General features: G+C 67.0%; 12 protein-coding genes. 2 read left to right on the forward strand and 10 right to left on the reverse strand.

The genetic code is table 11. From position 1 onward, the window contains the following. Positions 1–70 precede the first annotated feature (70 nt). On the forward strand, positions 71–808 hold the full coding sequence (locus tag CupriaWKF_RS16755; protein ID WP_276098912.1) for an MBL fold metallo-hydrolase: 738 nt from the start codon (positions 71–73) through the stop codon (positions 806–808). A gap of 141 nt (positions 809–949) precedes the next feature. After that, positions 950–1,414 (forward strand): hypothetical protein, encoded by a 465-nt coding sequence (locus CupriaWKF_RS16760; protein WP_276098913.1) that lies wholly within the window; start codon positions 950–952, stop codon positions 1,412–1,414. A 15-nt stretch (positions 1,415–1,429) separates the two neighbouring features. Here CupriaWKF_RS16760 and CupriaWKF_RS16765 read toward each other — a convergent pair whose 3' ends face one another. From CupriaWKF_RS16765 to CupriaWKF_RS16810, 10 genes are all read right to left on the reverse strand, one after another. Beyond that, positions 1,430–2,545 carry a YbdK family carboxylate-amine ligase gene (locus CupriaWKF_RS16765; RefSeq protein WP_276098914.1) on the reverse strand — a complete coding sequence of 372 codons (1,116 nt, stop codon included), beginning with the start codon at positions 2,543–2,545 and terminating at the stop codon, positions 1,430–1,432. Then, positions 2,545–3,780 (reverse strand): cation:proton antiporter, encoded by a 1,236-nt coding sequence (locus CupriaWKF_RS16770; protein WP_276098915.1) that lies wholly within the window; start codon positions 3,778–3,780, stop codon positions 2,545–2,547. Before CupriaWKF_RS16770 ends, CupriaWKF_RS16765 begins: the two co-directional genes overlap by 1 nt. A gap of 154 nt (positions 3,781–3,934) precedes the next feature. Continuing rightward, on the reverse strand, positions 3,935–5,893 hold the full coding sequence (locus CupriaWKF_RS16775; protein ID WP_276100850.1) for a tetratricopeptide repeat protein: 1,959 nt from the start codon (positions 5,891–5,893) through the stop codon (positions 3,935–3,937). Between the two features lie 166 nt (positions 5,894–6,059). After that, positions 6,060–7,211, reverse strand: coding sequence for a branched-chain amino acid ABC transporter substrate-binding protein (locus tag CupriaWKF_RS16780; RefSeq protein WP_276098916.1), 1,152 nt, complete (start codon positions 7,209–7,211; stop codon positions 6,060–6,062). A gap of 146 nt (positions 7,212–7,357) precedes the next feature. After that, positions 7,358–11,326 carry a trifunctional transcriptional regulator/proline dehydrogenase/L-glutamate gamma-semialdehyde dehydrogenase gene (putA, locus tag CupriaWKF_RS16785; protein ID WP_276098917.1) on the reverse strand — a complete coding sequence of 1,323 codons (3,969 nt, stop codon included), beginning with the start codon at positions 11,324–11,326 and terminating at the stop codon, positions 7,358–7,360. A 199-nt stretch (positions 11,327–11,525) separates the two neighbouring features. After that, the gene (locus CupriaWKF_RS16790; RefSeq protein ID WP_276098918.1) at positions 11,526–13,811 is read right to left on the reverse strand and encodes a primosomal protein N'; all 2,286 of its coding nucleotides are present in this window, start codon (positions 13,809–13,811) and stop codon (positions 11,526–11,528) included. Between the two features lie 531 nt (positions 13,812–14,342). Beyond that, positions 14,343–15,434: a uroporphyrinogen decarboxylase gene (gene hemE, locus CupriaWKF_RS16795; protein ID WP_276098919.1), complete on the reverse strand. Its 1,092-nt coding sequence runs from the start codon at positions 15,432–15,434 to the stop codon at positions 14,343–14,345. Between the two features lie 80 nt (positions 15,435–15,514). After that, positions 15,515–16,471, reverse strand: a complete 957-nt coding sequence (locus CupriaWKF_RS16800; RefSeq protein ID WP_276098920.1) for an alpha/beta hydrolase — start codon at positions 16,469–16,471, stop codon at positions 15,515–15,517. A 37-nt stretch (positions 16,472–16,508) separates the two neighbouring features. Beyond that, on the reverse strand, positions 16,509–16,946 hold the full coding sequence (locus CupriaWKF_RS16805) for a CoA-binding protein (protein WP_276100852.1): 438 nt from the start codon (positions 16,944–16,946) through the stop codon (positions 16,509–16,511). A 678-nt stretch (positions 16,947–17,624) separates the two neighbouring features. After that, positions 17,625–18,041, reverse strand: coding sequence for a F0F1 ATP synthase subunit epsilon (locus tag CupriaWKF_RS16810; RefSeq protein WP_224080200.1), 417 nt, complete (start codon positions 18,039–18,041; stop codon positions 17,625–17,627). Positions 18,042–18,064 lie beyond the last annotated feature (23 nt).

An 18,064-nucleotide genomic window follows, 5' to 3' on the forward strand; every position in this document is an offset into this window, starting at 1 on the left:
TCATGGCGCCAGTCTCCCCATGGCGCCACCGCGGGCGCCTGCCAGAACCAGAGCAAAAAGCGAGGCGGCCATGCAAACTTTCTACCAGCTGTTCGACGACACCTCGTCCACTTTCACCTACCTGCTGATCGATGCCGCCACGCGCGATGCCGTGCTGATCGACCCGGTCGACCACCAGCTCGAACGCGACATGGCCGTGCTGCGCGACGCGGGCGCCAGCCTTGCGTGGGTGGTGGAGACGCATGCCCATGCCGACCACATCACCTCGGCCGGCCATGTCGCCATGCAGACGGGTGCGCACACCGCGGCGCCGTCCGGGTGCGACATCAGGTCCGCACAGAAGCAGCTGATCGATGGCGATACCCTGACGTTCGGCGCGCAGGTGCTGCGGGCCATCCATACGCCGGGCCATACCGCCGGCAGCATGAGCTACCTGTGGGAAGAGCCCGCGCCGGACGGCACGGTGCGCCGCGTATTCACCGGCGACGCGCTGCTGATCGACGGCTGCGGGCGCACCGATTTCCAGTCGGGCGATGCCGGCACGCTGTACGACAGCCTGACGCGCAAGCTGTTTGCACTACCCGACGACACGCTGGTCTACCCGGCGCACGACTACAAGGGCCAAACCTCGTCGACGATCGCGCAGGAGCGCGCGCACAACAGTCGCGTGGCCGGCCGCACGCGCGACGAGTTCATCGAAATGATGCGCAACCTGAACCTGCCTCGGCCCAAGCTGATCGACGTGGCCGTGCCGGCCAACAGGCGGCTCGGGCTGCGCGACGGCGAAAGCGTGCCGCACGGCGCGTGACGCGCGGCGAACCCGTCTATTCCACCCTCCAAAAACTCTGAATTGACTTCGCGCCACCTGCTGCAATACTGATTTCTCCGGCACCCGGATGCGCTGCAGCGTGACGCATGCAGCGCCGACCGACTCACAGGGGATTTCGCCATGAAGCCTGACGGGAATGCACGTTGTGGATTGGGTACGCTCGCGGCGGTGCTGGCGGCGCTGGCCGTAGTGCCGGCCCAGGCGCAGCAAAAGCCGATTGCCTATCCCGCCAAGGGACAGAGCCAGCAGCAGCAGTCCAGCGACGACGGCGCGTGCTATAGCTGGGCCAAGCAGCAGACCGGCGTCGACCCGGCTCAGGCCGCGGCCGCGCCGCCGCCCGCACAGGCGCAAAGCGGCCAGCGTGTGCGCGGTGCAGCGGCCGGCGCGGCAGTAGGCGCAATCGCGGGCGATGCCGGCAAGGGCGCAGCGGTTGGCACGGTTGCGGGCGGCGTCGCGCACCGGCAATCGCGCCGGCAGGCCGCGGCCGCCAATCAGCAGGCCGCAGCCAACACCGGCCAGGCCATGTCGACCTACTACCAGGCCTGGGGCGCGTGCATGCAGGGGCGCGGCTACACCGTAAAGTAAGCGCCGCGGGCGGCGTCAGGCCGCCCAGCGTTCGCAGGCCTGGCGCACGGTTTCACGCTGGCTGCGCGCGTCGGCGTCGACCTGGCGCAGCCATTCGGCGTCGCCGTCGCGGCGCTCGGCCAGCGCGCGGATATTGGCCAGCGCCTGCAGCGATCCCAGGGCTTCGGCATGCGGCACCAGCGCGTCGCAGATCGACAGGATGTGTTCCGCGATCGGCCGGCGCGTCAGCTCGTTGGGATGCACGTATTCGCCCTCCAGCCCGAAACGGCAGGCCTGGAAGCGGTTGAAGGTATAGACCAGGTAGTCGTCTTCCTGCGGCATGAACGGGCGCGACAGCAACAGGTAGCGCGCCAGCATCTGGATATACGCGGCGATATCGCAGGCACGCCGGACCGTCAGCGGCGTATCCATCACGCGCACTTCGATCGTGCCGAACTCGGGCTTGGGCCGGATATCCCAGTAGAAGTCCTTCATGCTCTCGATCACGCCCGTATTGCGCATCTTCTCGAAGTACGCGGTGAAGGCGTCCCAGGTGAGCAGGAACGGCGCCCGTCCGCTCATCGGGAAGGCCGCCACCGAATTGAGGCGCGCCGAGGCAAAGCCGGTATCGACGCCCTGCACGTACGGCGATGACGCCGCCAGCGCGACGAAGTGCGGCACGTAGCGGCCAATGGCATGCAGCAGGAACAGCGACTCGTCCGCGCTCGGACAGCCGATATGGACATGCTGGCCGAATACGGTGAACTGCTTGGCCAGGTAGCCATACAGCTCCGAGATGTACTGGTAGCGCGGCGAATCGGAGATGATGCGGTCGGCCCACTGCTGGAACGGGTGCGTACCGCCACCGCTGATGCCGATGTTGAGCGAGCGCGAGGCCGCCGCCATCAGGTCGCGCATGGTGGTCAGCTCTTCCACCGCCTGGTCATAGGTATGGCAGATGCCCGTGCTGATCTCGATCATCGACGGGCTGATCTCCGGCTTGATGTCACCGGCATGCTGGGCGCCCTTCAGCGCACGCAGCAAGTCGGGCGCGAACGGCGCCAGGTCGTAGTCGTGCCGATTGACGAGCTGCAGCTCCAGCTCGACGCCGAAGGTCAGCGCCTCGGAATGCTTGAACGGTTCGAGCGACATCAGCGCCCTCCTCCATTGCTGCGCAGATCGGCGCGGACTTCGCCGGCGAAGCGCAGTGCCCAGGCCGCGATCACCGGGCCCAGCAGTTGCTCGATGGCCAGCGCGCACAGGATGATGGCGGCCAACGGCTCCCCGGTGCCCGGGTACAGGCGCGCGACATCGTTCATCAAGAGGTACGCCAGGCCCGACATGGGCGCCAGCGCGAGCCCGAGCGCCACGCACTGGCGCAGGCTCAGCCCCGAGAACGATCCCAGCGACACCACGCCGGCCAGCTTGGCCGCGTGGCGCAGCAACACCAGCACTACAGCATAGACGCCGCCGACCGCCCAGTCATGCGCCGTGAGCGGCAGGCCCAGCGACACCACCATGACGATGATCAGCAGGCTGCCAGCGCTGCCAAAGTGCGTCGGCCACACATGCGGCTGGCTGTCCTCGTGCTTGAACACGACGCCGGCCAGCAACAGCGTGATCGGCATCGACAATTTTAGTACCCGGGTCAGCGCCAGCGTGAAAAGCACCAGGCCGACGAGCACGAGGAAGCTGTAGTGATCGTCCACCGACATCCGGCCGTAGATGGCGTGGCCGATCTTCCCCACTACCCACGCCAGCAGGCAGGAGCCGACCAGCAGGTAAAGCGGATGCAGCAGCGCGGCGCCGAGGTTGCCGTACTCGGAATGCAGCCAGCCGGTAGCCACCTGCACGATCACGGCGGCATAGATGCTGTTGAGCGCGGCCATGGCCATCAGGCGCTCGGTCACCTGGCCTTCGGCACGCAGCTCGTTCTTGAGCTGCAGCACGATGGTCGGCGAGGTGCTGACCGCAATGCCGCCCGCCAGGACCGCAATGCCCGGCGAGGCGCCGATCCATTGCAGCACGGCCGCGACCAGGCCCCAGGTCAGCACGCTTTCGGACGCGCTGGTCAGCAGCAGCCAGCGGTTCGCGCGCAGCCAGGCCAGCGAGAGCCGATGCCCCAGTTCGAACAGGGCCAGCGCCAGCGCCATATCGATCAGGATACGGGTCTGGGCGATCATGTTGTCGTCGACGATGCTGCGCCCGAGCATGCCGGCGCACAGGCCCGCTACCGCATAGCCGACAATGCGCGGGCAACGCAGCCAGCGGCGGCTCAGCTCGCCTGCAAGGCCGGCACCCACCAGCGCCAGGCCGACCCAGAACAGGCCGCCGGGCGCGAGCGGAAGTGACGGGAAAAGTTGGCTCAGTCCATTCATGCGTGACATGGTAATGGAAGCACATGACATGCCGTGTCAGTGATTGTCTGACACCGCACGGAATGCGCCAACTTCTGTCTCTAACTTTCAATAAAAAACGCCATCTTTTCAGATGGCGTTTCTCATGGCGGGATCCGCGCTTTCACTGGCGCCGGGCCGCGCCTTACATGCCCCACAGTTTCCACTTCGGCCGGGTCGCCCGGAGTGCAGCCTCGACCTTCATATTCAGGCCACGCGTGCGCCCTTCGGCGGCGCCTGCGGCATGCGCCTTGTCGTAGTAGCCAAGCGCCGTCTCGCGCTGACCGAGGCCAACCGCCGACTCCACCGCGCGCAACCAGGTTTCGGCATCCCAGTCGTCACGTACCGCGAACGCCGCGACAAAATCCGCGAGCGCGGCATCGTGCCGTGCGGCGGCGTTATGGATGAGCGCGCGCTGCACGCGCGGCGCGGCCTGGTCCCAGGCATCGCCCTCTGTCAATTCAATCGCCTGCTCGAACAGCGGCAGCGCGCGTTCATGGTCGCCGAGATCGCGCCAGACCTGGCCAAAGCGGTTGAAGAGCCACGCGTCTTCCACCAGCAGTGCGCGGCGTTGCTGGGCGTCGATCTCGGCGAGTGCGTCGGTGCGGTCGTGCTGGTCCATGCCGTCCATGCGGGCCTGGACGAGCGCGGCGTAATGGGCGCGCGCGTGCGCCATCGGGTGCGCGGCCTCGCTGCGTGCTTCCACCGGCAAAGCGTCGAGCCGGGCATCCATATGCGTCATCGCCGCGCCGGCCGCCTCGCCGGCCTCGGCGCCGCCGATGGCCTTCCAGGCGGCGATGAGGCGGCTGAATGCCCAGGTCACGTCGGCTGGGTTGCGCTCCAGCGGATAGCGGTTCAGCACCTCGCCCGCCAGTTCCACCACCTTCTGGTGCTGGCCCGCGCCGGCGTGGCAGTCGAGCAGGTCGATCCAGTGGTCGATGAACTCGCTCGCGGCCATGCCCTTGCGGTGCAGGGCGATGCGCGTGTCGAGGCTGGCGGCGTCGGCCGGCAGGCTGCGCGCGAGCAAGCGGCACAGCAGCGAATAGACGTGCGGGTCGGCATTGCCGCCATGGCCGTCCGCGTCACCTTCGCCGGTGGCGAAATACGCTTCGAAGCGCGCTACGCCGAGCTGGCAGGCTTCCACCAGCCGCGGCCGCAACGCGGCTTCGGCCTGCGGCACCTGGTCGATGAACTCGCCCAGCGCCGTGGCGGCACGGTAGTAGCCGGCGCCGTCGTCGGATTGCGTGGTCAGGCTGAATTTCAGCCAGGGCTGTGCGTCGGCTCCCTGCGCACCGGACTGGGCGGCCTGGTGGCGCCACGCCATGGCGCGTACCTGGGTCTGCGGGTCCGGGCACTGGCGCAGGTACACGGCCAGGTCATCCTGGGCGCCGTCCATGTCGCCCGTGCCAAAGCGCAGCGGCGCGCGCAGGCGGCGGGCCTGCGGATGATCGGGAGACTCGGCCAGCACCAGGTCGGCCTGCTCGCCGGCGAGCGCGTCGGCCGCCTCCGGTTCGAGCTCCAGCAGGTCGGGGTTATCCAGCGCAATGCGGCCCAGGCAAACGCGCATCATGGGCTCGGCCGGCTGGCCGGCGGCCTCGGCGCGCGCGATCGCGTCGTGCACGAGCGGCAGGATGTCTTCTGCGCCAAGGTCCGGCGCCCGGTACAGCAGGTCGTGCCAGTAACGGCCGGCCCGCGCGAGGTCACCAAGCCGGTAGCACGCCAGGCCCGCGTGGAAATGGGCAGCCCATTCGCCGGACAGCAGGCCGTTGCGCCGCGCAGCCTCATGCAGCCACGGCAGTGCGTCGCCATCACGGCCAAGGCCCATCAGCATGGCGCCGTAGCGATGCGCGATCACCCCGCGCGAAGCCCACCGGTGCGGCGCCGCCAGCCCCAGCGATTCCAGCCGCGCCAGCGCCTCGTCGAGCACGGCGAAGGCCGCCTGCGCATCACCCTTGTCGAAGTGCAGCCTTGCCCGCAGCGTAATGAAATCGACCACTTCGGGCCGGGCCTCCGACAACTGGCCGGCGATTTCGAGCGCTTCATCGAACCGGCCGATGCCGGCCAGGTCGATTGCGCGGTCGTAGCTGACTTCCTGCACGGACACGTACTGCTCCTTCTGGATTGGATAGGCGAATGCGGGATTATGCGCCAATGACACGATCCCCCATCGGGGACAACAAACGGCAGGGGTCAGTTCGATCTTTAGAATTGCACGAAGAAGAAACGCCACCCGGTTCGGGTGGCGTTTTTCGGGCTGTGCGCTGGGCGGCTTACTTGCCGCCAACCGTCTCCAGCACCGTCCACTTGCCGCCCACCACCTTGTAGACGGTAATGCCGCCGTCCTTCAGGTCGCCGCGAGCGTCGTACGCCAGCGTCTTGGTGGTGACGCCCTGCATATTGGTGGCAGCCAGCACCGGCAGGTAGCGCGCCGGATCGGCCGATCCGGCCTTGATCATGGCGGTCATCATCGCGGTCGCGCCGTCATAGGCGTACGGCGAGTAGGTCTGCACCTTGGAGCCGAAGCGCTTCTCGTACTTCTTCTCGTATGCGGCGCCGCCCGGCATCTGGTCCAGCGGCAAGCCAGCCAGCGACACCACAGTGCCTTCGGCAGCCGGGCCGGCCAGCTTCAGGAAGTTGTCGGTCTTGGACATTTCGCCCGACACCAGCGGGGCCTTCATGCCCAGTTCCTTGACCTGCTTGGCCATCGGGGCCGACTGGGTCTCGGCGCCGCCGTAGAAGATGATGTCCGGGTTGCTGCGCTTGATGTTGGTCAGCACGGCCTTGAAGTCCACCGCCTTGTCGTTGGTGAACTCGCGGCGCACGATCTTGCCGCCGGCGGCCTTGGCGGCCTTCTCGAACTCGTCGGCCAGGCCCTGGCCGTAGGCGGTGCGATCGTCGACGATCGCGATGTTCTTCGCGCCCAGCTTCTTCACCACGAAGGCGCCGATCACCGAGCCCTGCTGGGTGTCGGACGTCATCATGCGGAAGGTCGTCTTGAAGCCCTGCTTCGTGTATTCCGGCGCGGTCGCCATGGCGATCTGCGGAATGCCGGCGCGGTTGTAGACCATCGACGCCGGAATCGTGGTGCCCGAGTTGAAGTGGCCGAGCATGCCCTGGATGCCATTGTCGACGAGCTTCTGCGCCACCACCGAGCCGGTCTTGGGATCGGCCTGGTCGTCTTCGGAGACCAGCACGAACTTGACTTCCTTGCCGCCGATCTTCGGCTTGGTGGCGTTCATGTCATCAATCGCGAGGACGATGCCGTTCTGCATGTCCTTGCCGTACTGGGCCTGGCCGCCGGTCATCGGGCCGGCAAAACCCAGCTTGATTTCCTGCGCCTGGGCGAAGGCTGCCGTGGCACCGGTCAGGCCGGCGAAAGTCAGGGCAACGGTCAGGGCCGTCTTGTGGAATGTCGAGGTCATCAGTTCTCCTTGGTGGCTGGTTCAGCCTTCTTTGCTGCGCTTTTTCTACGCTTCGGGAACGCCGGCTGGGCGCCCCTCCCCTATTGCTGCGTATGGCGGCAGGATCGCCGCCGCGCATACGCACGTCAAACTCAGTCCGCGCCGGCTCAGCCGATCGTCATCAGGCTGGCATTGCCGCCGGCGGCTGCCGTGTTGACCGACAGCGAGCGCTCGATCAGCAAACGCTCCAGCGCGATATTCGTTTCACCCTGCGCCAGTCCCTGCACGCTGACGATCGGGCCCGGGCGCGCCGCGACCTGTTCGCACACCGTGCGCAACTGGTCTGAGTCGCCGTGGTGGATCACCGCGTCGAACGCAACCTCGGGCGACATCCAGTCGGCGACCAGGCGGACGCGCGATTGTACGCCCTTAGGCAGCCGCGAAAACAGCCCGCGCGCGACAGGGTTTTCCGCCATCGCGGCCTGGCTGCCGACGGCCAGGACGGCCGCCAGCTGGGTAGCCAGATCCGTTTCCTGCGCCGCCAGGCACAGCACCTGGTGACGCGGCAGCAGCGAGTAGGTGTTGCGCTCTCCTGTCGGCCCCGGCAGCGTCACCGAAATGCCGGCGGCCGACGCTTCGGCAAAGCGGTCGCACGCCGCGGCCAGCGCGGGCATCTCCGCCTTGGCCCAGTCCTTCAGGGCCTGCGCCGCGACCGGGCGCTCCGGCGTGGCCAGCGTGGCGCCCGAAGCTTCAGCATGACGCACGCTGCGTACCACCGCGTCCTGCGGGCACACCGACAGCAGGCGATGCAGGTACAGCGGGCCGCCGGCCTTCGGGCCGGTGCCGGACAGGGCTTCGCCGCCGAACGGCTGCACGCCGACCACGGCGCCGACGATATTGCGGTTCACGTACAGGTTGCCCACCTCGGCGTGCTGCACGATCTGCGCGATGGTTTCATCGATGCGGGTGTGGATACCCATCGTCAGGCCATAGCCGGTGCCGTTGATCTGGCCGATCATGGTGTCGAGCGCCGCGCGCGGGTAGCGCACCACATGCAGCACGGGGCCGAACACTTCGCGCTTGAGCTCGTCGATGCTGTCGAGTTCGATCAGCGTCGGCGGCACGAAGGTGCCGTGGCGGCAGCTCGCGCCCTGCGCGGCGTTCGGGTCGGCCTGGTACACGCGGCGGCCCTTGGCGCGCATAGCGTCGATATGGCGCACGATATTGCCGCGCGCCTCATCGTCGATGACCGGGCCCACGTCGGTGGACAGCCGGTCCGGGTTGGCCATGGTCAGCTCGTTCATGGCGCCCTTGAGCATCTCGAGCACGCGGTCGGCCACGTCTTCCTGCAGGCACAGCACGCGCAGCGCCGAGCAGCGCTGGCCGGCCGAGTCGAACGCGGAGTTAACCACGTCGCCCACCACCTGTTCGGCGAGCGCCGAGGAATCGACGATCATCGCGTTCTGGCCGCCGGTTTCTGCAATCAGCGGGATCGGGCGGCCAGCGGCATCGAGGCGGCCGGCGATATTGCGCTGGAGGATGCGCGCGACTTCGGTCGAGCCCGTGAACATCACGCCCTTGACGCGGGCATCGCCCACCAGCGCCGCGCCTACGGTCTCGCCACGGCCCGGCAGCAGTTGCACCGCGCCGGCCGGCACGCCGGCCTCGCGCAGCAGGCGCACGGCGGCGGCGGCGATCAGCGGGGTCTGCTCGGCAGGCTTGGCCAGCACGGTGTTGCCGGCGGCCAGCGCCGCGGCCACCTGGCCGGTGAAGATCGCCAGCGGGAAGTTCCACGGGCTGATGCAGACCACCGGGCCCAGCGGGCGGTGGGTTTCGTTGTCGAAGCTGCGGCGAACTTCTGCGGCGTAGTAGCGCAGGAAGTCCACCGCCTCGCGCACTTCGGCGATGGCGTTGGAGAAGGTCTTGCCGGCCTCGCGCATGATGATGCCCATCAGCGACTGCATCTGCGCTTCCATCAGGTCGGCGGCGCGCTCCAGCGCGGCGGCGCGTACGTCGGGCGGCGTGGCCTGCCAGATCGGCGCGGCATTGGCGGCGGCCTGCAGCGCAGCGTCGACCTCGGCCTGGCTGGCCTCGGCGACATGACCTACCACGTCGCGGTGGTCAGCCGGGTTCAGCACGGGTGCCGCAACCGCATCGGCCGCGCGCGGAACCTCGGTGCCCAGCATCGGCTCGGCCACCACGCGCTCGCTGGTGCCGGCCAGCAGCGCCGACGACAGCGACGCCAGGCGATGTTCGTTTGCCAGGTCGATGCCGGCCGAATTGGCGCGCGACTTGCCATAGAGGCCGCGCGGCGACGGGATCTTCGGATGCGGCAGGCCGAGCGTGCCCTCTTCGCGATGAATGGTCTCGACCACGGCCACCGGGTCGGCCACCAGTTCATCGAGCGAAATGGTGTCGTCGGCAATGCGGTTCACGAATGAGGTGTTGGCGCCGTTTTCGAGCAGGCGCCGCACCAGGTAGGCCAGCAGCGTCTCGTGCGTGCCGACCGGCGCGTAGATGCGGCACGGGCGGTTGAACTTGCCATCTGCGACCGGGCCCACGACCTGGTCGTACAGCGGCTCGCCCATGCCGTGCAGGCACTGGAATTCGTACTGGCCGGGGTAGTAGCTGTGGCCGGCGATCTGGTAGATGGCCGACAGCGTGTGCGCGTTGTGCGTGGCGAACTGTGGATAAATCGCGTCCGGCACCGACAGCAGCTTGCGCGCGCAGGCCACGTAGGACACGTCGGTGTAGACCTTGCGCGTGTAGACCGGATAGCCCTCCAGGCCTTCGACCTGGGCGCGCTTGATCTCGCTGTCCCAGTAGGCGCCCTTGACCAGGCGGATCATCAGGCGGTGGCGGCTGCGGCGGGCCAGGTCGATCAGGAAGTCGATCACGAACGGGCAGCGCTTCTGGTAGCCCTGCACCACGAAGCCAATGCCGTTCCAGCCGGCCAGCTCGGGCTCGAAGCACAGGCGCTCGAGCAGGTCCAGCGAGATTTCGAGGCGGTCTGCCTCCTCGGCGTCGATATTGATGCCGATGTCGTACTGGCGTGCCAGCAGCGTCAGGCTCTTCAGGCGCTCGTACAGCTCGGTGACCACGCGCTCGTGCTGGGCGCGGCTGTAGCGCGAATGCAGCGCCGACAGCTTGATCGAGATGCCAGGGCCCTCGTAGATGCCGCGCCCGCGCGAGGCCTGGCCGATCGCGTGGATGGCCTGCTCATAGGACGCCAGGTAGCGCTGGGCGTCTTCTTCCGTCATCGCGGCTTCGCCGAGCATGTCGTAGGAGTAGCGGAAGCCCTGTGCCTCGTACTTGCGCGCGTTGGCGAGCGCCTCGGAAATGGTCTCGCCGGTGACGAACTGCTCGCCCATCAGGCGCATGGCCATGTCCACGCCCTTGCGGATCAGCGGCTCGCCGCCCTTGCCGATGATGCGCGTGAGCGCCTTGCTCAGGCCCGACTCGGTATGCGTGGCCACCAGCTTGCCGGTCAGCAGCAGGCCCCAGGTCGCGGCATTGACGAACAGCGACGGGCTCTGGCCCAGGTGCGACTGCCAGTTGGCGCCGCTGATCTTGTCGCGGATCAGCGCGTCGCGCGTGGGCTTGTCGGGAATGCGCAGCAGCGCCTCGGCCAGGCACATCAGCGCGACGCCTTCCTGCGAAGACAGCGAGAACTCCTGGATCAGGCCCTGCACCAGGCCTTCCCGGCCGGTGCCGACCTTCTGCTCGCGCAGGGTCATGGCCAGCTTCTTGGCCATCTTGATGGCGGACTCGGCCTGCTGGTGCGGCAGGCGCGCCTGTTCCAGCAGCACTGGCACGCAATCCGTCTCGGGGCGGCGATAGGCAGAGGTAATGGCCGCGCGCAACACGGACTGTGGCTGGATGCTCTGCGCGAATTCCAGGAACGGCTGGGGCGCGCCATCCGCATGGCCCAGGTCACGCGGATCGGCGCTCTCGGCATCCGCCGCACCGCCGGCCGCCGCCTCGTGCGGCAGGTGGCCGCGCTCGATCTGCTCCAGGTACGTGAAGATCGCCTGCTTGATCAGCCAGTGCGGCGTGCGGTCGATGGATTGGGCGACGCGCTTGAGGCGATCGCGCGAGGCGTCGTCGAGCTTGACGCCGAGGGTGGTGGTGGCCATGCGAGCTGTTCTCCGTAAGACACAAGGCTGCGGGTCGATCCGTCTTGGGGTCAAGCCCGGACGGCATAGGGGCCCGACCTGCGCAACCTTTGGGCTGGCGCGATCTTACTCCCGAAAAACGCGAGGGTGCAACCTAGTGCAACCACTAGATAGAAAACAATTATAGAGGTTGCACCACGGTCATGGTGCAACCCGGCCTTCAGATCCTCAGCGGATCGATCTCCAACTGCCACCGGATGCCCCGGGCATCCGCTCCAGCTTCGGAGAAAGTCTGTACCCACTCGCTCACAAACCGTTGCAGCACTGGCCTGGCGCTGGCTTCCACCAGCATCTGCGCGCGCTCCCGGCCGGCAATACGGACCATCGACATCGGTACCGGGTCATGCAGTTGCACCTCAGGTGCCAGCACGTTGCCATCTGCCAGGCGGCGGACCGCCCGCAGGAACTGCAGGGCCCGCTCCAGCTGGCCATGTTCGGCGGTCAGCAGCACCTGGTAGCAGAACGGGGGCAACCCTGCCTGGCGCCGCTCGCGCAACTGACCGGCGGCGAATCCATCATAGTCATGGCGTTGCAGGGCCTGCAATGCCGCAGCATCGGGGTAGCGGGTCTGGATCATGACTTCGCCCGGCAATCCGGCCCGCCCCGCCCTGCCTGCCACCTGCATCAGCGATGCAAAGAGGTGCTCGGCGGCGCGGAAGTCGTGGCTGAACATGGCGGCGTCCGGGTGGACCACGCCCACTAGCGTGACGCGCTGGAAGTCGTGCCCCTTCGCGACCATCTGGGTGCCGACCAGGATGTCGACCTCGCCGGCATGGACGTCGTCGAACATGGCTTGCGCGCTGCCTTTGCGACGTGTGGAGTCGGCGTCGATGCGGGCGATGCGCGCCTGTGGGAAACGCGCCGCCAGGGCTTCTTCGATGCGCTGCGTGCCGCGGCCCAGCGGCGCGATATCCACATTGCCGCAATCGGGGCAATGGTGCGGCACCGGGGCTTCCAGGCCGCAGTGGTGGCAGCGCAGCCGCCGCTCGGGACGGTGCAATACCAGGTACGCCGAACAGCGCGGGCAGCCGGAGAGCCAGCCGCAGCTGTCGCAGGCCAGGACCGGTGCGTAGCCGCGGCGGTTAAGGAACAGCAGGCTCTGCTCGCCGCGCGCCAGGCGTGCTTCGATGGCTTCCAGCAGCGGGACCGACAGGCCCTCGAACAGCGCGCGCTGGCGCTGGCGTTCGTGGTTGAGGTCGACCAGCCGCACCACCGGCAGCGCGGCTTCCGCCTGCGCACGCTCTCGCAGCACCAGCTTGCGGTAGGCGCCCTGCTCGGCGCGCCACCAGGTCTCCATCGACGGCGTGGCCGAACCCAGCACCACGGGGACCCCGAGCCGCTTGGCGCGCCACACGGCCAGGTCGCGCGCGGAGTAGCGCAGGCCCTCCTGCTGCTTGTAGGACGTGTCGTGCTCTTCATCGACAACAATCAGCGCGAGCTGCGGCATGGACGCCATCACCGCCATGCGCGTGCCCAGCACGATGCGTGCTTCGCCACGATGGGCGGCCAGCCACTGCAGGCTGCGCTCCTGGTCGGCCAGTCCGCTGTGCAGCACGGCCAGCGGCAAGTGCGGAAACCGGGCGGCGATACGCGACTGGAGCTGGGGCGTCAGGTTGATCTCGGGTACGAGCATCAGCACCTGCGCGTGCGGATCGCGTGCCAGCACCTGCGCCATGGCGTGCAGGTAGACCTCGGTCTTGCCGCTGCCGGTGACGCCGTGAAGAAGGAACGGCGCGAATGACGTGGCCGCGGCAATGGCATCGACCGCCATACGCTGCTCCTCGTGCAGCGGGGGCGCCACCGACGGGGCCTGGGCGGGTGCCGTGGCCAGCAAAGTGCGTTCGGCGACCAGAGCCTCGACCGAGCCCGCGGCGACCCATTCCGCCAGCCTGGCCGGCGCGGCCGCGCACAGCTCGCGTGCCTCGGACTGGCTCATTGGCAACGGCACCGCATCGCCTGCGGCACGGTCGGCGAGCGCTTGGGCAAGCGCTCGCACTGACCGGGCGCGGGCGGGTATGGCATCCAGCAGCGTGGGAATATGCTCGGGCAGCACCCGGTACGCCTCGGTACGCGCACGCTGTGCGAGACGCGGCCAACCCTCCGGTTCGCGTAGCGACGGCGGCAGCGCCGGCAGCATCACTTCCCCGAGACAGCGCTGGTAATAGCGCGCGGCGAATGCCGCCAGGTCCCGCCACTCTTGCGCCAGCGGCGCCAGCCAGTCCAGCCGCGCGGACACCGGTTTGAGACGTTCCGCGGGCACGGCGGATTCAACGGCGCGGGCGACGGCAACCCCGACCACGCTGCGACGCCCGAATGGCACCACCACCAGGTCACCAGGCGACACGTCGGGGCCGGCAAGATAGTCGAAACAGTCGTCCGCGGGGGTATCGAGCGCGACGCGGATAATGCCCCCGCTGCGCGGCTCGGTGTCGTCTGACAGCATCATTGCGGGCGGTTGTGGTGCACAACGCGTGCGCGAAAATTGTGCGGAATGCGGCGCGAAAGGAATCGCTCGAGGCTTTGTGTGCGGCGCAACATCAACTTAAAGTAAAACTTCAAATGTGGCCCTAAGTCGATGATAGATGACTGCTTTTCCACTAATTCCAACGCCCCTGTGGATAACTTTGTTGAAAAGTCGCTCCAAGATGCCGCCAAAGCCCGAAAAACAAGGGACTCACTGGCCGGCACGCCCGCATTGAAAAACTTCCAATTCCTTAAAAATCAAGGCCTTGCAAACATCCCCCAGATGAGTTAAGGGGTAACCCGTTCTTGCACCGCCGCAAACCTATCGGTGTGCATAAGTCAAGCCTCATCGGTCAAGCGGAAGTACCTTTTTGGTGAATCCGGAAGAAATTGTTTACTTGACAGTAGTTTCGGCGCGCCTCTGGCGGCACTGAGGGCAAACCGCGCAAGATCGCTGCACCGCGGGGAAACAGCGGCCGGCGCCCCTGCCGCCAGCCGCCAGAACAAAGGTGGCTCAGCCTCGCTGCGCACGCAGCTGGCGGCTATAGCGATGCACTTCGTCAACCAGCACGGCCACGCTTTCCGGCGGCGTGAACTGCGAAATGCCGTGGCCCAGATTGAACACATGCCCGTCGCTGCCGCCCGCCGCGGCATAACTGTCCAGCACGCCACGCACCTGCTCGCGGATGGCAGCCTCGGGAGCGAACAGCACCGTGGGATCGATATTGCCTTGCAGCGCCACGCGCCCCGCGGTGCGGCGCCGGGCGTCGGCCAGGTTGACGGTCCAGTCCAGGCCAATTGCGTCGGCGCCGATGTCGGCGAGGCTTTCCAGCCACAGGCCACCGCCCTTGGTGAACACGATCGCCGGGATTTGCTGCCCGTGATGCTCGCGCTTCAGGCCAGCCAGCACTTTGCGCATGTAGGCCAGCGAGAATGCCTGGTACATGCCATCGGCCAACGCGCCGCCCCAGGTGTCGAAAATCATCACGGCCTGGGCACCGGCCTCGATCTGGGCGTTCAGGTACTGGCTGACCGCCTGAGCATTGATCTCCAGGATCCGGTGCATCAGGTCGGGGCGGCCGTACATCATTGCCTTGACCGTACGGAAGTCGTCCGAGCCGCCGCCTTCGACCATATAGCACGCGAGCGTCCAGGGGCTGCCCGAGAAACCGATCAGCGGCACGCGCTGGCGGCCGTCCTGGACCAGCGCGCGGCGGATCTCGGCAACGGCATCGAAGACGTACTGCAGCGACGCCATGTCCGGCACCGCCAGCTTCTGGACATCGGCTTCGGTTCGCAGCGGCCGGGCAAAGCGCGGGCCCTCGCCCTGGGCGAACGACAGGCCCAGGCCCATCGCGTCGGGTACGGTCAGGATGTCCGAGAAAAGGATGGCCGCGTCCAGAGGATAGCGATCCAGCGGCTGCAGCGTCACCTCGGTGGCGTAGGCCGGATTCTTGGCCAGCCCCAGGAAGCTGCCGGCCCGCGCGCGCGTGGCGTTGTACTCTGGCAGGTAGCGGCCCGCCTGGCGCATCAGCCACAGCGGCGTGTATTCAGTCGGCTGCCGGCGCAGTGCGCGCAGGAAAGTGTCGTTCTGCAGTGCGGTCATGGTCATCCTCGTAAGACCGCCATTCTAAGGGATGGCCACGGCGCACCGGCACTTGTTGCGACCGTGCCGGTGCTCGGGGGCTAGGCCTCGTCGAGCAGGCCCATGAACGCCTGGGCCGCGCGCTGCATCCATTCGCGCGCGCGCGGCGCATCCGACTGCAGGCGCGCGAAACCGTGCGTCATGCCGCTGGCCTCGATGGTGAGCACGGTGGCGTCATGGCGCACCAGGAAATCGGCATAGGCCAGGCCGCCATCGCGCAGCACGTCGTTGGCCGCCACGATGATGACGGTGGCGGGCGGCTGCACCTGTGGTGCCTGCGCCATCAGGTTGATGCGCGCATCGGGGTGCTGCGCACCCAATGCCAGCGCGTCGGCACCAATGAACTGAGTCCAGTACCAGGCCATTTCGTCACGCGTCAGGCCAGGGCCATTGGCAAAGGCGCGGTAGCTTTCGGTGCTGAGCACGGGCGCGGTGACGGGGTAGACCAGCAATTGCGCCGCCACGACCTGCCTGCCCGCACCGGCATTGACCTGCTGCGTGGCAAGCGCCCCCAGATGCCCGCCGGCGCTGTCGCCTGCCACGGCCAGGAAGTCTGTGTCGAAACCTAATGCCGCGCGCTGTCCGGCAAACCACTGCACGGCCTGCACGGCGTCATCGCATGGCGTCGGAAACGGATGCTCGGGCGCCAGCCTGTAGTCCACGCTGGCCACGGCACAACCCGTATCGGCGGCAAGCATCGCGGCAACCGTATGGTGAGTCTCGGGCGATCCGATCACCCACCCGCCGCCGTGGAAATAGACGATCAGCCGCTGCGGCCCGGTGCCGGCCGGCCGGAACAGGCGCGCCGTGAGTGTGCGGCCGTCGAGCTCCAGCGCGAGGTCAGTCCATGTGACGCCGTCCGGATCTGGCCCCACCGACGAGGCCGCCACTTCGGCAAAGCGCGCACGCCGCGCGAGCGCATCAACGGGTACGGGCAGGCCGGCATATTGCTCGGCCTGACGGCGGAAATAGGCGAGGAGTTGCGGATCGATGGCCATCGGTGGGGCGGGAAGGGTTCGGGCAATAGCGTGCGGTTCAGGACAGCGCGAGTTGCCGCGTCAGTTCGATCTTGCTGCAGCAGTCCTGCACGGCAAGCAGGCCCGCAGCCAGCGCGCGTGCCACCGCATCATCGTTCACGATGCCAAGCTGCAGCCAGACACCGCGCGCACCCATGGCGATGGCCTCGCCGACTACCGGCGGAGTATCCTCGGCACGGCGAAAGATGTCGACCCAGTCGATGCGGCCGCCTTGCGCCCGGATCGCCAAGGCAGCTTCGCCCAGCGTGGCATGACAGGGCTCGCCCAGAATCCGTTCGCCGGCATGACGCGGGTTCACTGGCACGATGCGGAAACCATGCTGCTGCAGGAATTCGGCAACTTCATGGCTCGGACGGTCGGCACGGTCGGACAAGCCGACAATGGCCACGGTCTTCATGTCAAGCATTTCCCGGATCGCGTCCTGCGTACCTGTCATCATCGGCTCCGTGGCATTGCCGCGGCAGTTGCCGGGCGTGGTGAGAACTGGAGTCATCGTAACCGCGAATGAAGTGCGACGCCGTAATCGTCGCTTGGTTCGCCGTCGCACAAGCAATCCGACGCAAGACGATGCGCATCAGGCACCTGCCTCGCCAAAAAGTGATGCTTGAGTTCGCAAATGTGCATATAACGAGCTATTTGCACCGACCTGGCTTTCAACTTCTTGCAAAAGGATACATTTTGTTACTGCCATTGCAGGGACTTTCCCCCACAATGCATTGACACACCGACGTTTGGTGAGGCGCGTCCCGCGAAGAAGCAAGAAGTCAGAAGATGGGGCGCTGAAGAAAGCCTTTGGCAGTGAATCCCGATTTTCCGAGCCAGCAGGCGATGCCTGCTGGCCGGATACCAGGAAGACCCGGTGGCGCCAGGCCTTGTTGGCCAATTATGCGAATGCGATTCGCTGCGCCTTAGTAGTCCTGGACCGAACCCGTTCCTTCGAATTGACCCCTCGAAGGGATTTTCCCGTCCGCGCGGAGCCTCCCCGGCCCGCGCGCTTTTTTTTGTCCAGAACAGCTGAAGAATATCCCCAGCCCAAAAAAAAGGCAGCCGCATGGCTGCCTTTTTTTTGACTGTCGCACCGAAAAAACAACAGTGCGCCAGTACTGCTTGCTGCTTACTTCTTACGACGCAGGCGGGCGATGGCAGCCAGCTGCGCGGCGGCCACGGCGAGTTCGCTCTGAGCGCGTGCAATGTCCAGATCGCTGCTCTGGTTCTGCATCAGCTCCTCGGCGGCACGCTTGGCTTCCTGCGCCTTGGCTTCGTCCAGGTCGGTACCGCGGATGGCGGTATCGGCCAGCACGGTGACATGCTTCGGCTGCACTTCGAGAATGCCGCCGGCAACGAACACGAACTCTTCGCTGCCGTCTTCCTTCTCGATGCGCACGGCGCCCGGCTGGATGCGCGTGATCAGCGGCGTGTGGCCCGGCAGGATGCCCAGCTCACCCGACTCGCCCGGCAGCGCCACGAACTTCGCCTGACCGGAGAAGATCGACGCTTCCGCGCTGACGACGTCTACAAGAATGGTTGCCATATGAATTCCTTTGTCCGTTCGCT

This window comes from Cupriavidus sp. WKF15 (assembly GCF_029278605.1).
Taxonomy (GTDB): domain Bacteria; phylum Pseudomonadota; class Gammaproteobacteria; order Burkholderiales; family Burkholderiaceae; genus Cupriavidus.

Coding starts and splice junctions, on each gene's coding strand:
- CupriaWKF_RS16755 (WP_276098912.1), top strand. CDS start 71: ATGCAAACTTTCTACCAGCTGTTCGACGACACCTCGTCCACTTTCACC.
- CupriaWKF_RS16760 (WP_276098913.1), top strand. CDS start 950: ATGAAGCCTGACGGGAATGCACGTTGTGGATTGGGTACGCTCGCGGCG.
- CupriaWKF_RS16765 (WP_276098914.1), bottom strand. CDS start 2,545: ATGTCGCTCGAACCGTTCAAGCATTCCGAGGCGCTGACCTTCGGCGTC.
- CupriaWKF_RS16770 (WP_276098915.1), bottom strand. CDS start 3,780: ATGTCACGCATGAATGGACTGAGCCAACTTTTCCCGTCACTTCCGCTC.
- CupriaWKF_RS16780 (WP_276098916.1), bottom strand. CDS start 7,211: ATGACCTCGACATTCCACAAGACGGCCCTGACCGTTGCCCTGACTTTC.
- putA (WP_276098917.1), bottom strand. CDS start 11,326: ATGGCCACCACCACCCTCGGCGTCAAGCTCGACGACGCCTCGCGCGAT.
- CupriaWKF_RS16790 (WP_276098918.1), bottom strand. CDS start 13,811: ATGATGCTGTCAGACGACACCGAGCCGCGCAGCGGGGGCATTATCCGC.
- hemE (WP_276098919.1), bottom strand. CDS start 15,434: ATGACCGCACTGCAGAACGACACTTTCCTGCGCGCACTGCGCCGGCAG.
- CupriaWKF_RS16800 (WP_276098920.1), bottom strand. CDS start 16,471: ATGGCCATCGATCCGCAACTCCTCGCCTATTTCCGCCGTCAGGCCGAG.
- CupriaWKF_RS16805 (WP_276100852.1), bottom strand. CDS start 16,946: ATGACAGGTACGCAGGACGCGATCCGGGAAATGCTTGACATGAAGACC.
- CupriaWKF_RS16810 (WP_224080200.1), bottom strand. CDS start 18,041: ATGGCAACCATTCTTGTAGACGTCGTCAGCGCGGAAGCGTCGATCTTC.